Here is a 15,349-nt window from a genome sequence, read left to right as displayed (position 1 = left end):
GGTTGATCAATGTGCGATGCACACCGACTTGAGCTCGGTGTAAGCCTCGATCACCGCACGACCGAACTCACGGCCCATGCCCGATTGCTTGACGCCACCGAACGGCATCGCCGGGTCGAGCAGCACGTGGGCGTTGACCCAGACCGTACCGGCTTCGATGCGAGGCACCAGGTTCATCGCTTTGCCCAGGTCATTGGTCCACAGGCTGGCCGCCAGGCCGTAGCGGTTGTCGTTGGCCAGTTCGATCACGGCGTCTTCGTCGTCGAACGGCATCACACCCAGTACCGGGCCGAACACTTCTTCGCGGGCCACGGCCATGCTGTGGTCGATGTCCGCCAGAATGGTTGGCTGCACGAAGAAACCATCACCCTCCAGCAACTCGCCGCCAGTCACCACCCGCGCACCTTGCTGGCGGGCCAGTTCGATGTGCTTGAGCACGCTTTGTTGTTGCTTGCGCGATACCAGCGGGTTGATTGCCGCGTCGCAATTCATGCCGGCGCCAATCGGCATCGAAGAGACGGCGGCGGCCAGGGCTTCGACGAATTGGTCGTGGATCGAACGGTGCACGTAGAAGCGCGAGGCCGCGGCGCAGACCTGGCCGTTGTTCAGCAAGCCGCCGAGGATCGCGCCTTGCACGGCTTTTTCGATGTCGGCATCGGCGAGCACGATCATCGGGTTCTTGCCGCCCAGTTCCAGGGAAAAGCGCGTCATGTTCTCCATGCACGCCACGCCGACACTCTTGCCCACGGCGGTGGAACCGGTGAACGACACTTTGCTCACCAGAGGATGCTGGGTCAGCACGCCGCCAACGGAAGCGCCACCACCGGTGACCACGTTGAATACTCCGGCCGGGATGCCGGCTTCCAGCGCCAGTTCAGCCAGGCGCATGGCGGTCAGCGGGGTTTCCATCGCCGGCTTGATGATCACCGTGCAACCGGTGGCCAGGGCTGGCATCAGCTTCCAGGCGGCGATCAGCAGCGGGAAGTTCCACGGCACGATGCCGACCACCACACCCACCGGCTCACGTTTGGTGAAGGCGGTGAACTTCGCACCGGGTGGCAACGGGATCGACACGTCGAAGGTCTGGCCTTCGATCTTGGTCGCCCAGCCGGACATGTAGCGCATGAACTCCACCGTGGCGTTGAGGTCCAGGGCGCGGGCCATGTTGATCGACTTGCCCTGGCTCAGGGTTTCCAACTGAGCCAGTTCTTCGGCGTGTTCTTCGACCAGGCGGGTGAAGTTCAGCAGGATGCGTTCACGGTCCGCCGGGCGCAGGCTCGACCACACGCCGGACTTGAACGCCTTGTGGGACGACTGCACGGCGCGCTCGACGAGTTCCAGCGGTGCATCCAGGGTTTCGCACAGGGTTTGCCCGGTGGCCGGGTTGACCACGGCGATGCTGTCGCCCTCGGCAAACACCCACTGGCCGTCAATGAAGCAGCCGTGACGACGTTCGAGGAATGCAGCAACCTGGGGCAGGATTTCAACGTTGCTCATAATTCACCTTTCATTCAGACGATGTGTTCAGGCGCAAATCCGGCCTGATCAGTGTTGTTCTTTGAGGAAGCACGCGACCGCCTGGCGGTCGTCGGCGGAAGCCAGGCCCATGTAGGGCATGTAGGTGCCCGGCACGAAAGCCTGGGGCTGGGTGATCAATTGCGTGATGTTCTCGGCCTGCCAGTCGACGTCTTTGTCGCGCATGGCCTGGGAGTAGCTGAAACCCGCCAGCGAGCCGGACTTGCGCCCATACACACCGAACAGGTTCGGCCCCATCATGCCGGTCGTGCCCTTGGTCACCGCGTGGCAGACGCTGCACTCAGTGGCAAACACTTCGGCACCACGGCGCGTGTACGGGGCGCACTCGGCGGCGGACACCGCCTGAACCAGGGTGAAAGACAGCAAACCGATCACGGGCAAACGCAGCGAAGTGAACATAGGAAAACGACCTTGAAAATCCACGCGCCCGCCAGCAGGCGAACGCCAACACTAAAAATGCCGAGGCAACGGTGCTTCGGCAGGTTGGTAGGGATTGTCGGTGGTCGCCGACACGCAGGTTTTGCCCTGCGTGCCAGTTGTGTTGGCGGTTGTGCCAGATTGCGTATTAGAAACAGCACGTGCAGGTATGCGACATCAGGAGCTCGTTTTAGCTGAGCTGAGAAGGCGGTGACCTCGTTATTTTTTTTGAGTAGAAGGCGCCGTGAACACGGGTGCAACCGCCGCGCGGATAAAAGCTTCATCCAGAGTGCTTGCACCGTAAGAGTCCAAGAACTCTTTACCGGAGCTGAACGGTACAAACCGTCGCATGCTGATCATATAAAAGTTGTCACAGTTGCTCACAACCTCCTCGATGTTATGTGAAGACACTAGAATTGCCGTTCCCTCAGCAGCAGCTCCACGCAAACACTTCCAAATGTAGTGTCTGAACTCAGGATCAACTCCAGCGGTGGGTTCATCCAGTATCACCAGATCCGCCTCTACAGCCAGCAATGATAGAGTAAAGAACCAACGCTTTTCGCCATAGCTGCAAACAGAAGACTTTTTGCTCCAGATTTCCTTATATCGCTCAATTATTTCCGGGCTCCAGACAGCGAGCTTTTTCAAAGCATGCTCTTGCGACATTCGGATCGGAGAGCAAAGTAATGTAGTCATTTTAAAGATATCGAACATACGCAGCACGGGGGGCGTCATGATCGTCTGTGATAAATAAAGCTGCCTGACAAACCTATTGACAAGCTGCCCTTCTTTCGCCTTTTTCAAGCCGCATACAATATCGAAAAACGTAGTCTTTCCAGAGCCGTTTGGACCCAGCAGACCGGTAATAGAGCCTGGAATCACACTGATAGATGCGTCATTGAATATTGTTTTTTCAGAATACTCAAAACAAAGCGAACTAGCTTTTATAATACCCATCAATACCGACTCCACACTGGATTTATGCGCAAAAATCGCAAGGACAACAAAAATACAGTAATAAAAGAAAAGAAAACCCCCAATATCAAAACCGGGTGCCTTTCAACCCCCCCAATCATTATTTGATTTGCAATATATAAAGGATTAAACCTTTTGATAATATCCAATACAGGATGCAAATCGCGAACACTTAGAACACCCAACACAAGCATTCCAAATGACGTCACGGAGAAAATTGTATTGGCATTCTGAAAACTAACAGGCAACAAGCTCAACAGAACTCCAGGCACACAAAACAATACATAGCAGATATAAAACCGAGAAAAAACCAATAAAAACTCAGCCACATCAAAGCCTCCAAAAGAAAAACATGTCAACACATAGAAAGCGGCACAGTAAATCGAAGAAATAAGTGAGCAAGCAAAAAACTGCGCCAACATAAATATCAGCTTGGCTTCGGATGTATATACAAACGATCTAATGAATCCACTTTCCCTTCTACCTACGATGTAAAAGGAGAAGCCAAAAAAAGCGACACTTGAAGAAATATAAGCATGAAACCAAGAAGTGCTTTCTAAATAGCTCATACCCGAAGGAGAAAGCTCTCCTCTGGAGTATGCCAGCAAATAATAGGTCGCTACCGGCGAAACAATAATCCAAAAAAGCGCAACAGGTTCTTTTAGCTGTTCCTTCACAAACAACCACGTAAGCTCGAAAGATCTTGATATTGTAAAAGCTGTCATGAGTCACCCTTTCATGGAAATGGAACCATAATTTTCTTCCGTTCAGAAAATATCTGCCCCATAAATCTCTCAGAGTATTTATTGCGGAAATTTATCCCCCTAGAGTTATTCATATGCAAAAATAAATCGGGAGAAACAAACTTACAGAAAAAATACAAGCCGCTCTGCATCACAAGAGAATTAACGTAGAGATAACCATCAATCCGCTGAGACTTGAGCGCAGCCAAAAGTCCAGACAAGTTAAACTCAAGCGAAGACTCTGATGTGTCGGAACCACGGAAATTTACCGAAGTTATCTCCTTGTATGTTCCATAGGTGTTACAGCTTAAAAAATACTTCAAATATGAATCTTTAACCTCTTCGACGTCACCCTCAGTAGCTCGAAACAAATCAATGAATCTGTAGGTTTGCCACAGCTCATAGATTGATTTCTCAAGTGCGCTGCTTAGCGTTTCCGCATACGACATTCCGGCGCAATACCTAACGTGACGCTTATTATCCTTTTGACCGTAAACAGCCAACAAACATACACCTGGGTAATCATAATCTGTTATATCGATAACCGTAATCTCACCTGACTTGCATAGTGCGTCGTATAACGTTTGAGCGCGACCTTCACTCAGGGCTATTTTGATGTCAGTTTCAAGAACCAGCTGAGTGCATTCCTTTGTGAGCCAAAATCTTGCTAGAAACTGCCTTTCCAAATATTCCTTTATCGACCCAAAAGCTGCATCCTCAAATCGGTAGTGAAAACTGCAACCGCATGTATCTCGCAGCGGATATATTGAATTTTCACTTTCAATTTTATTATAGTTAAGAGAAACACATGCGGTAGGTATGTGACAGCAAGAAAAATCCGATACACGCAACACCTCCGTCAAATTATATGAATGTTTGGCAAGCTGCGCGGATGTCAAATTACTCTCATTAGTTTGAGAAAAAGCATAAATAAACTTCCCAGCTTCAAATCTCGACAATGTATGAGTGATACCCCCTACTACGTCGGGCTTAACCTCCATGTAGAAATGCCGTCTTTCAAAGTACTCACCTAGCGCCGCTTTTATAGAGGAGGAACCGTTCCCTATTCCAGATCCTCCGTTTAACCAAGGGTCTTCTACTTCAACAGAAGACGGAAGAGACAGTAAGCAGGCTGGCTGACAAATCAATGCACCAGGTAACGTTGAGTAGTGACTAGAATTATATAGAATCACATTGCTCACCAATGAAGTGCACACACATAGGAAAGAAAAGAGTTGGATTAAGACCTATTGCCTTACACAGCATCGTGTCTGTGTACGCGGACCACAACCTGCATCGCAATCCAAGCTTTTTGGCTTGCAATTCGATCAGCATGTAAATTGATCCAACCTCCATAAGCGCAAGTCTGTACCCTCGATATCTGTACTTAAATAGTGTTTTAGGTATGTAGACGGCATAAACTATCGCTATACGAGGTGTGCCAATACTGCCTGGAGATGACAAAATTGCCCTCTTAAAATCATCGATATTTTGTGTACCCTGCATTACTTCAAACCTCCTCGACCGCGGTAGTAAATGCAAGATCTTTTCAGAACATGGCCAACTTTCCTCATCATCCATCAGAGAACAAATAAACATCTCAACTGGATATAATGCACCACCGCTTGGATATCCACGCTTATAACTATTTTTTCTTGGGGAAAGCACAGGAGACATAAGCTTTTCTAGCTTCGAAAAAACTATATTTGTGCTGGAGAAGGTTTCACATGATTCATCACGACAAACATCCGAATCCAAATTCAATTCAGAGCGAACAGGGAATTCCAAATTTAGATCCGGGTAAATCCGCAGTTCGTTCCCGGTTAACTGAGTAAGCTGCTCATTGCTGACATTATGAAGACGAGTTGCATGCTTGAATGCATCATGGATCGTATAATTCCCCTTTACGTGAAAGTCCAAGGTTTCCGCATGAACAGTTGAACTCATGAACTTCAGATAATAGTCATGGGGTATATACTTCATCCCTGCACCCTCAAACAGTCGCACATATACCAATGAGAGGCCGAGACATCCCTCACGAAGTTACCATTAAAATCAACATAGGAGTCTTGAAGTACATTATCCTGATAACGATATTCACTACCAGGTTTCGTTAGCAGCTTTATTTTCTTTGCAATCGCCCCAACAACCAATGATCGCTGCAGGATATTTAGCGAATCGGTAGGAACGGCTATATGCTTATTTTTGCAAAAATTAAGCAGCCTTGACCAAGTATTCCTGCCACTATGATATTCCTCATAGTTTATCAGCCTGTCTATGCTGCAAAAATGACATGGATTTCCGACTTTCGGCAAGTACGGCTGACTGATACAGAACGAATTACCCGAGCGATAACAAACACTGATCGCACTGTCCGGCGCAGCATTTACAACATCGAAGTATATTTTCTTTATAAAATCATAATCATAATTCATGCAAGCGATTACGATGTAGCATTTCTTACTTAAAACAATGTCCTTAAGCGAGTCTGAGATATCACTTATTTCTAACGGGGTATCGATCTCACTTCTTAACAATGCCTCTAGTTCGGTGGTTTTGTCCCAATCATGGGCCACAATTGTTTTCTCAAAGTAAATTTCACCAGGGTCTTCTTTAATAGAGAGCGCTTTTTCTAAAAAATCATAGGCGGCTTCTGGATTTAAGCCATGCTCCGACAATATCTCCAAAAACTCAGCCTTTGAAATATTCTTATAATTTTTTAACTTAGTCAGAGCCGCCACCAAAGATGGCGAACTGATCTTCGAAACACCTTTCCTTGAAACTACTAAATTATCAGAGTGAAAATTAAGTATTTCGTAGCTTTGTATATTTAACATCATCCAGTTCCTTTATATGGCTTTTCTGGCTAACACCAGAAAAGCCATACTTGATGAATTGTCAGTCGTTGTCGGACGATACCTGAGGAGTTACTGCGTTCCCTCCACTCCCACCGCTTCCGCCGCTCCCGCCACTACAACCGCCGCCACCCCCACATCCGCCGCTACCTCCACATCCGCCTTGACCGCCAGACCCTCCAGCCATGTGTGGGCATGAGCCGTATTCAAACTCATCGCCAAGATAAAGAACGTCTCCAAAGTTTTCGCTGTTCATCATTGTTTACTCGCTATTAGAGAAAACGCCACCAAAGTTAGTGACCCTTCTATATTTAGTAACTTCCAGAACTTGACGCAAGAGGCCATTTTTTTGTGCGTAGGAATTTTCACTCAACATCTAAGGAAAATTCGTGCGAGATTTCCGGATCGTTTTTCGTTCACTCTCTGTTTAAAAAATGGCATCGCACTGGCAGATATCTATAAGTACTTAAAATCCAAAACCAAAGTTGACTCAAAACTGAAACAAGCCGAAAGACACTGAACTCAGAGATCTGTAGGACAGAGTAAGAAATGTCTTTCTTTTTCAAAGGATATTTTTTGAAGTTTGATTTTAAATTTTAAAAAATACGACGAACGGTAACCTTGATGATCGTATGCCGTTCTGTGGTGAGCTTCTAACTGGCGACGATGGTGTCCGCTACGTTGTTGGCAGTGGTGTTTGGGGATGCACTGCTCAGTCCGTGCAGTAGGAAAAGGAACGCACCCGCCTACAGAGCTTCAAGCGATGCGGAGCTACCGTAGGCTCGAGCCGCGTTCGGACGATCATTTGAGCTTATTTTTTGAAAGCAAGATCAAAAGATCGCAGCCTGCGGCAGCTCCTACCGGGAAATGGTCACGCTCAATTCATGTAGCGCTTGCGATACTCACCCGGCGAAACACCAAAGCGCGCCTTGAACGCCGTGGAAAAATAGCTCGAATCGTTAAAGCCCCATTCGTAGCCCAGCGCACACAATTTGCCCTCACCCCGCGCATGGCGCAGTTGTTCGGCGCAAAGGTCCAGGCGGCGGTTTTTCATGTATTGCGCGACCACCAGGCCGTGTCGGGAAAACAGCCGGTACAGGCCGCGCACGGAGACGCCCACCTCGGCCGCCAGCCATTCGGGGCACAGCGCCTCGTCACCAATGTGTTCATCGATAACGCGCAAGGCCTTGCGGAAGGTGCGAGCCTGGGGTGAGTCGTCCAACTCGCTCGCCCCCATCGCCGGGCGCAGCAGGCTGATCACCGCGTCCAGCGTCGCTTCGCTTTCCGCGTGATTGAGGCCTTGCTCCGTTGAACCGAGGATCAGGCGCTTGGCCAACCCCGCCATCGGCGCCGAAGCCGGAATGCGCTGCGCGGGTTTGACCGTGGTGTAACGCAGGTGCTGTTCGACCCGCTCCCGGGGCAGTATCAATGACAACTGACGGGCGTTGTTGCGGTACACAAAGTTGCTCGGACGCGTGGAGTCGATCAGCGTGATATCCCCCGGCAACAGGGTGATGCAACTGCCCTGCTGCTCCATCACGGCTTCGCCGGCCAGCTGGAACGCCGCGTAGAAATGCGAGCCTTCGCCCTGATCGATCTCATGCTGGGTGCGGAACAGTCGGGCCTGGGCCACGTCGACAAAACTCATCTTGAGCTCACCGCTGTGGTACTCATCGATAGAGCCCGCAAACTGCGCCCCCAACACATTGGCACCAAAGCGCCCGCAGACCTGATTGACCTTGTCGAGCCATTGATCAAAGCGCTCGACCTGTTGTGCATTGCTCATCGCAGCCTCATCCATCGCATTAGTCGCTGCGAGGCGCCCTGCACTTTTCGTTCCTGTCGCTCGCCACCGAGAAATACCGCGGTGGTCATGCCGATCCGTGCGCGATTACTGCGCAGCGCCTGGTCTCGTGCACCAGGAACCGGCGTCGTGGCAACGCGCCATGCAATCTGGCATGCACAACCAACTAATTGGCAAACAGGGAAAAGGGCAAACAATAGCCGCGCCTTAGTATCCGGACAGACCGCAAACCTGCGCTCAAGAACAAGAACGGATGCCACACCATGCTCAAGTCCCCCTTGCTTCGTCTCTCGACGCTCGCGCTGATGATCAGTGCCGGCAATGCCGGTGCCTATGAACTCTACGCCGATGACGACAGCCATCTGAACGCTACCCTCGAAGCCGTGTTCGGCATTTTCCACAGCCAGGAAAACTACGCCCTGTCCGGTCGCCTGAATGAAGGCAGCTCGTCGTGGCGCGAGGGCTACATCAAATACGGCTTGAGCTTCGATCAAGGCCTGGGCGGTGTGGGCACCGCGTACGGCGCGGCGAACATGCTCAGCTCCGGCACCTGGGGCGATGGCGATGCGGCCGGCTTCTCCGATGGTTCGGAACGCACCACCAAGTTCGAAGACGCCTACCTCGGCTGGCGCTCGGCCGATCTGTTCGGTGCGCTGGGCAGTGACGGCGTCGACCTGTCCTTCGGTCGCCAGAACATTGTGGTCGGTGACGGTTTCCTGATCGACGGCGACGCGCTGAACATGGGCAAAGGCCTGGCCGACGGCGAATTCAACCGGGGCGGCGCCTACTACCTGGCGGCACGCAAGGCCTTCGACGAAACCGCCGTATTGCGTCTGGGTGGCAAGGAAGGCTGGCGTAGCGACCTGATGTGGCTCAAATCCGACAACCGCGCCCAGGCCAAGACCGAAATGTACGTCGGCACCCTGGAGCACGTGGCCGAGGCCGGCACGGTCGGCCTGACCTTCATCAAGACCACCGATATCGATGAACAGTACGCCTCGCCGATCCAGCTCGAACGCGACGGCATGAAGACCTACAGCCTGCGTGCGGCGGGCAACGCCGGGGTGAAAGACCTGTTCCTGTCCGGTGAATACGCCAAGCAGGACAAACCTCACACCACCAGCGAAGACGCCTGGTACCTGGAAGCCGGCTGGACCTTCTCCGACGCGGTCTGGACGCCTAGCGCCAGCTACCGCTACAGCCGCTTCTCGGAAGGCTACGACACCCTGTTCTACGGTTTCAGCCGTGGCTACGGCACTTGGTTCCAGGGTGAAGTGGCGGGCAACTACGCCGGGCCGTTCAACAGCAACTCGCGCATCCAGAACGTCACACTGAAAGTTTCGCCACTGGAGAACCTCACCGTCGGCGCGATGTACTTCAACTTCGACACCATCGACCGCAACCTGGGCAACACCGATGGCCACGAAGTCGACCTGTACGCCGAATGGCACGTCAACGACCACCTGACCGTGATGCCACTGGTGGGCATCTACCAACCGGACAAGAGCGCCGAAGACGGTGGTACCCAACTGGGTAACAACGACAAGAACGTCTACGCCCAGGTGGTGTTCGCCACCGGCTTCTAATCTCGGCCGCGGGCAGTGGCCACGCCATTGCCCGCGTGGAAAAAGGTATTTCCAATGCACAGAACATTCCTGACGATCCAGAGCAAGATCGCCCTGCTCGCCGGTCTCTGCCTGCTGTTGGTCGTCGGCTTGTTGATGGGTTTGTCGCTCTATCAGACCCACAAGAGCAGCCGGCAAGTGGCCGAAGCCAGCGGCGACATGCTCGCCAATGCGGCCAGGGAACACATGCAGGCCCTGGGCAAAGTACAGGCGATGCAAGTGCAACGCACCTTCATGCAGACCCACGAATATGGCCAGGGGTTATCGCGCTACTTGTTGTACCTGCGACAGTTGCAACATCAGGGCAGCCTGACTCGCCCGCAACTGCGCCAGGAACTCAGCACCCAGCTTCACCAAGCCTTGATCGACAAGCCCGACCTGCTCGGGCTTTATGTCATTTTCGAACCCGGTGCACTCGATGGCACCGACGCCGGTTTCGCCAACCAGGCGGAACTTGGCAGTAATGAAACCGGGCGCTTTGCGCTCTATTGGGTGCAGAGCAAACCCGGCGAACTGCAAGCGGTGATCGGCGACGAAAGCCTGCTCGCCAACACCGAGCCGGGGCCGAGCGGCGCGCCGTACAACGCCTTCTATACCTGCGCCCGCGACACCCGCCAGGCCTGTGTGCTGGAACCCTACTTCGATGAAGCCTCCGGAAGCCGCAAACTGGTGACCAGCGTTGCCTTCCCGTTGCTGGAAAACGGCAAGGTCATCGCCGTGGTGGGACTGGACATCAACCTCGCCGCCCTGCAGCAGAACAGCGAAACCAGCGCCCGTGAACTGTTCGATGGCAACGGCGAGATCAGCATCGTCAGCCCCCGAGGGGTGATTTCTGCCAACAGCCAGGACGTCGGTCGCCTCGGTCAGCCGATGGACAATGCCGAAGTGATGGACAGCCTGCGTCAGGGCCAGCCCAAAGTGTTTGTCGATGCCCGGCAAATCAAGGTGCTTGAACCGCTGGCACCGATTGCCGGAGCTGCGCCATGGGGCGTGTTGGTCGGTGTGCCGCAGAACGTGTTGCTGGCACCGGTCACTACGTTGCAGAACGAACTCGATGCCCAGGGCGTGCAAAGCACTGCGCTTGAACTGCTGCTCGGTGGCGGCTCGGCCCTGCTCGGCCTGTTGTTGATCTGGTACACCGCGCAACGCATCACCCGGCCGCTGCAAGTGCTGACCCGGGTCATGGAGGATATTTCCCTGGGCGACGGCGACCTGACCCGTCGCCTGCAAGTGCAATCGCGAGATGAAATCGGCCAACTGGCGACCGCCTTCAACCGCTTTGTCGAGCGCATCCATCATTCGATCCGCGAGGTGTCATCGGCGGCGTTGGGGGTGAACGAAGGCGCTCGGCGGGTACTGGATGCTTCAAACTCGTCGATGAGCAATTTCGACGATCAATCCACCCGCACCAACAGCGTGGCGGCGGCAATCAACCAGCTCGGCGCCGCCGCACAGGAAATCGCCCATAACGCCTCCGATGCCTCGCAACAGGCTTCGTCCGCACGGCAGCAAGCCGAGGATGGGCGCCAGGTGGTGCAGCGCACGATCGAGGTGATGAACGAACTGTCCGGCAAGATCAGTGCCTCCTGCGCCAACATCGAAGTGCTCAACGACAAGACCGTGAACATCGGGCAGATCCTCGAAGTGATCAAGGGCATCTCCCAACAAACCAACCTGCTGGCGCTCAACGCAGCGATTGAAGCCGCGCGGGCGGGTGAAGCGGGTCGTGGGTTTGCGGTGGTGGCGGACGAAGTGCGCAGCCTGGCCGGACGCACCCAGGCCTCGGCGCTGGAGATCCAGCAGATGATCGAAGAGCTGCAAGTGGGCGCGCGGGAATCGGTCACCACTATGACCGTGAGCCAGCGCCACAGCGAAGAAAGCGTCACCATCGCCAACCTCGCCGGCTCCCGCCTGGGCAGCGTGACCCAGCGCATCGGCGAGATCGACAACGTCAACCAGTCCGTCGCCGCCGCCACCGAAGAACAAACCGCGGTGGTCGAGGCCCTGAATGTCGATATCACCCAGATCAACACCCTGAACCGGCAAGGCGTGGAGAATTTGCAATCGACATTGAGGGCTTGTACCGAGCTGGAGCAACAGGCTGGGCGGTTGAATCAGTTGGTGGGGAGTTTTCGGATCTGAGATTTTGGTTGCCTGATATGCCGCCATCGCGAGCAAGCTCGCTCCCACATTTGGATTTCTGCCGTGCACAAAATCCGTGTACACCGCAGATCCCTTGTGGGAGCGAGCTTGCTCGCGATGAGGCCATCACATCCAACACCATCGTTGACTGACACTCCGCCATCGCGAGCAAGCTCGCTCCCACACTGGATTTTTGCCATACACAAACTTTGTGGTCACCCGAGATCCCTGTGGGAGCGAGCTTGCTCGCGATGAGGCCACCACATCCAGCATCATCGTTGACTGACACTCCGCCATCGCGAGCAAGCTCGCTCCTACATTTGAATTTCTGCCGTGCACAAAATCCGTGTACAGCCCAGATCCCCTGTGGGAGCGAGCTTGCTCGCGATGAGGCCACCACATCCAGCACCATCGTTGACTGACACTCCACCATCGCGAGCAAGCTCGCTCCCACAGAGATCAAGGCAAGCCCGCACAAATCTGGCACCCACAACCAACCACATGGCATGCGCGCAAACATGTCGCCGCGCCCCCCGGGCGTAGTATCGAACCCGACCTCAGGGCACAACCCACTCCTGGGCGCCCTGCAATGCAACGCTGAACCCCTCCATTTCTCACTAACAACAATAAATCGACCCTCGGGTCGCGGGAGATTTCTGTGCTCAAGAAAAGTGCGCTGGGCTGGCCAAAGATTGCCGGCCTCGGAATTGCGTTGGTGGTGGCCGGGCAGTTTTCCGGCTGGAACTTCGGGCTGGCGGCCGGTGGCTGGCTGAACATGCTGATCGCTACGTTGTTGATGGCCCTGCTCTGCGGCGGCCTGGCGTTGTGCGTGGCGGAAATGTCCACCGCACTGCCCAGTGCTGGCGGTGTATTCGTCTATGCGCAAAGTGCGTTCGGGCCGTTCGTGGGTTACCTCGTTGGCGTGGCCTGTGCCCTGGCTTTGACCATCGGCACCGGTGCAGCCGCGACCTTTATCTGCGCCTATACCGAATCAATTTTCGGCCTCGGTGGCTGGCCGGTGAAGATCGCCCTGTTCGCCGTGATCATCGGCATCCACATGCGCGGTGTCGGTGAGGCCATGGGCCTGACGTTCATTGCCGGCGTGATTGCCGTCGTTGCCCTGCTCACATTTGGCGTGGCCATGGCGCCCCATGTCGAGTTGGCCAATTTGCTGAAGTTGCCCGCCAGCGTCGCAACACCGGTCAGCCTTGGCGGTATCTTCGCCTGCGTGCCATTCGCCATCTGGCTGTTCATCACCGTTGAGCAAACCGGCTCGGCCGCCGAGGAGGCGCACAACCCCGGTCGCACCATGCCCCGCGGCATTCTGGCGGCCATTGGCACGTTGCTGGTGACCGCGCTGGTGGTGCTGGTATGCGCACCGGGTGCCGGTGGTGTCGAGCTCGTCGGTTCGGCAGGTGATCCGCTGTATGCCGCGATGTCCAGCAACAGCGCCTTCGGTGAAGGTTCATGGCTGGCCAGGGTGATTGGCTGCGGCGCGGTGTTCGGCCTGATCGCGACCTTCTTTTCACTGGTGTACGCCGCGTCCCGGCAACTGTTCGCCATGGCCCGCGACGGCTTGTTCCCGCAATGGCTGGGCAAGACCGGCAAGCGCGGCACGCCATACCCGGCGCTGCTGCTGATCGGTGCCATCGGCCTGCCGCTGTCCGAGGTCGACCCGGCCACGGTGATGCTCGCCGTCGTGTTGCTGCTCAACGTTTGCTACCTGTTCATTTTCGGCGCGTACCTGCACATCAAACGCAACCAACCGGACCTGCCACGGCCGTTCACCCTGGTCGGCGGCAAACTGGTTGCCTGGCTCGGCCTGGCCCTGACGCTGGTGGTGATCGCCGCCTGCTTCCAGCTCGACATGCTGATGCTGATCGCCCTGGCGGTGACCTTCACCCTGTGCATTTTCAATTACCTGTTGCGCAACCGTCGCGCCACCGTCATCGAGGTTCCAGACCATGCCTGAAGACACTCTGCTGAAACGCCGCCATCGCGTGCTCGGCAGCGCCTCGCCGCTGTTCTACGACAAGCCCTTGCACCTGGTGCGTGGCGAAGGCGTCTGGCTGTTCGACGTTGACGGTCGCCGCTACCTCGACGTCTACAACAACGTGCCCTGCGTCGGTCACTGTAACCCCCATGTGACCGAGGCCATGCAGCGTCAAGCCACCACGCTGAACATCCACACCCGCTACCTGGATGAACACGTGGTGCGCTACGCCGAGCGCCTGACCGCGACCTTCGCCGCGCCGCTGGACACCGCCATGTTCACCTGCACCGGCAGCGAGGCCAATGAACTGGCGCTGCGCCTGGCGCGGTTCGCCAGTGGCGGCACCGGCATCATCGTCAGCGACTACAACTACCACGGCAACTCGGCATCGTTGGCCGAAGTCACCACTGCCCTGCCCTCGCCGGAACCCTTCGCCGCCCATGCCCGGGCCGTGCCGATTCCGTGCCTGTACCACGCACCGGCCGGCACCACCGAAGCGCAACTGGCCGAGGAATATGCGGCCAACATCGCGGCGGCGATTGCCTCGATGCAAGCCCAGGGCATTCGCCCCGCCGCGCTGCTGATCGACACCCTGTTCGCCAACGAAGGGCTGCCACGGGTACCGGCCAGCTTCGTCAACAAGGCGGCGGCGCTGATCCGTGCAGCAGGCGGATTGTTCATTGCCGATGAAGTGCAGTCCGGTTTCGGCCGCACCGGCGATCACCTGTGGGGCCATCAGGCCCACGGCGTGGTGCCGGATATCGTCACCCTTGGTAAACCGATGGGTAACGGCTATCCACTGGCCGGGTTGATCACCCACAAGGTGCTGGTCGAATCCTTCGGTCGCCACGCCATGTACTTCAACACCTTCGGCGGCTCGCCGGTCGCGGCAGCGGTTGGCATGGCGGTGCTGGATGTGATCGAAGAACAGCAACTGCTGAAAAACGCACAAAACGTCGGTGCCTATGTGCAACAACGCCTGCAGGTGTTGGCCGGCAAGCACTCGATCATCGGCGACGTGCGCGGCAAGGGTCTGTTCTTCGCCATGGAGCTGGTACGTGACCACGCCAGCAAGGAACCGGCTGGACTGGAGGCGCGCAAGGTGGTCAACGACATGCGCGAGAACGGCGTGCTGATCAGCAAGATCGGCGCTGGCGACAACATTCTCAAGCTGCGCCCGCCGCTGGTATTCAGCCGCGACCACGCTGACTTGTTCGTCGACACACTGGACAGCGCCCTGAGCGCGATTTGAGGCCCTG

General features: G+C 55.3%; 10 protein-coding genes and 2 pseudogenes. 5 read left to right on the top strand and 7 right to left on the bottom strand.

The window, feature by feature from the left end:
- Nucleotides 1-6: 6 nt before the first annotated feature.
- The 7 genes from AC1RDQ_RS21690 to feaR all read right to left on the bottom strand — a co-directional run bounded on the left by AC1RDQ_RS21690 (nt 7) and on the right by feaR (nt 8,312).
- The gene (locus AC1RDQ_RS21690; RefSeq protein ID WP_492588074.1) at nt 7-1,497 is read right to left on the bottom strand and encodes an aldehyde dehydrogenase family protein; all 1,491 of its coding nucleotides are present in this window, start codon (nt 1,495-1,497) and stop codon (nt 7-9) included.
- Nucleotides 1,498-1,545: 48 nt separating this feature from the next.
- Nucleotides 1,546-1,935: a c-type cytochrome gene (locus tag AC1RDQ_RS21685; protein ID WP_492588073.1), complete on the bottom strand. Its 390-nt coding sequence runs from the start codon at nt 1,933-1,935 to the stop codon at nt 1,546-1,548.
- A gap of 237 nt (nt 1,936-2,172) precedes the next feature.
- Nucleotides 2,173-2,910, bottom strand: coding sequence for an AAA family ATPase (locus AC1RDQ_RS21680; protein ID WP_057715397.1), 738 nt, complete (start codon nt 2,908-2,910; stop codon nt 2,173-2,175).
- Nucleotides 2,910-3,653 (bottom strand): ABC transporter permease, encoded by a 744-nt coding sequence (locus tag AC1RDQ_RS21675; RefSeq protein ID WP_492588072.1) that lies wholly within the window; start codon nt 3,651-3,653, stop codon nt 2,910-2,912. Before AC1RDQ_RS21675 ends, AC1RDQ_RS21680 begins: the two co-directional genes overlap by 1 nt.
- Before the next feature lie 11 nt (nt 3,654-3,664).
- Nucleotides 3,665-4,864: a YcaO-like family protein gene (locus tag AC1RDQ_RS21670; protein WP_492588071.1), complete on the bottom strand. Its 1,200-nt coding sequence runs from the start codon at nt 4,862-4,864 to the stop codon at nt 3,665-3,667.
- 786 nt (nt 4,865-5,650) lie between these two features.
- Nucleotides 5,651-6,508, bottom strand: a complete 858-nt coding sequence (locus AC1RDQ_RS21665) for an McbB family protein (RefSeq protein ID WP_492588070.1) — start codon at nt 6,506-6,508, stop codon at nt 5,651-5,653.
- Between the two features lie 895 nt (nt 6,509-7,403).
- A complete protein-coding gene (gene feaR / locus AC1RDQ_RS21660; protein ID WP_154862758.1) occupies nt 7,404-8,312 on the bottom strand; it encodes a transcriptional regulator FeaR in 909 nt (302 codons plus the stop codon).
- 281 nt (nt 8,313-8,593) lie between these two features.
- Here feaR and AC1RDQ_RS21655 point away from each other — a divergent pair, with 281 nt between their 5' ends.
- The 5 genes and pseudogenes from AC1RDQ_RS21655 to AC1RDQ_RS21635 all read left to right on the top strand — a co-directional run bounded on the left by AC1RDQ_RS21655 (nt 8,594) and on the right by AC1RDQ_RS21635 (nt 15,342).
- Nucleotides 8,594-9,916: an alginate export family protein gene (locus tag AC1RDQ_RS21655; RefSeq protein WP_102672322.1), complete on the top strand. Its 1,323-nt coding sequence runs from the start codon at nt 8,594-8,596 to the stop codon at nt 9,914-9,916.
- A 54-nt stretch (nt 9,917-9,970) separates the two neighbouring features.
- Nucleotides 9,971-10,699, top strand: a pseudogene (locus AC1RDQ_RS21650) (cache domain-containing protein); the annotation flags it as partial.
- A 360-nt stretch (nt 10,700-11,059) separates the two neighbouring features.
- Nucleotides 11,060-12,097: pseudogene (locus AC1RDQ_RS21645) on the top strand (methyl-accepting chemotaxis protein); the annotation flags it as partial.
- 658 nt (nt 12,098-12,755) lie between these two features.
- Nucleotides 12,756-14,069, top strand: a complete 1,314-nt coding sequence (locus AC1RDQ_RS21640) for an amino acid permease (RefSeq protein ID WP_218498363.1) — start codon at nt 12,756-12,758, stop codon at nt 14,067-14,069.
- On the top strand, nt 14,062-15,342 hold the full coding sequence (locus AC1RDQ_RS21635) for an aspartate aminotransferase family protein (RefSeq protein ID WP_492588068.1): 1,281 nt from the start codon (nt 14,062-14,064) through the stop codon (nt 15,340-15,342). The genes AC1RDQ_RS21640 and AC1RDQ_RS21635 overlap by 8 nt, the downstream gene beginning before the upstream one ends.
- The last annotated feature ends 7 nt before the right edge of the window (nt 15,343-15,349 follow it).

This window comes from Pseudomonas sp. GW823-FHT02E01, assembly GCF_058797535.1.
This window is presented reverse-complemented; position numbering and strand designations above follow the sequence as displayed.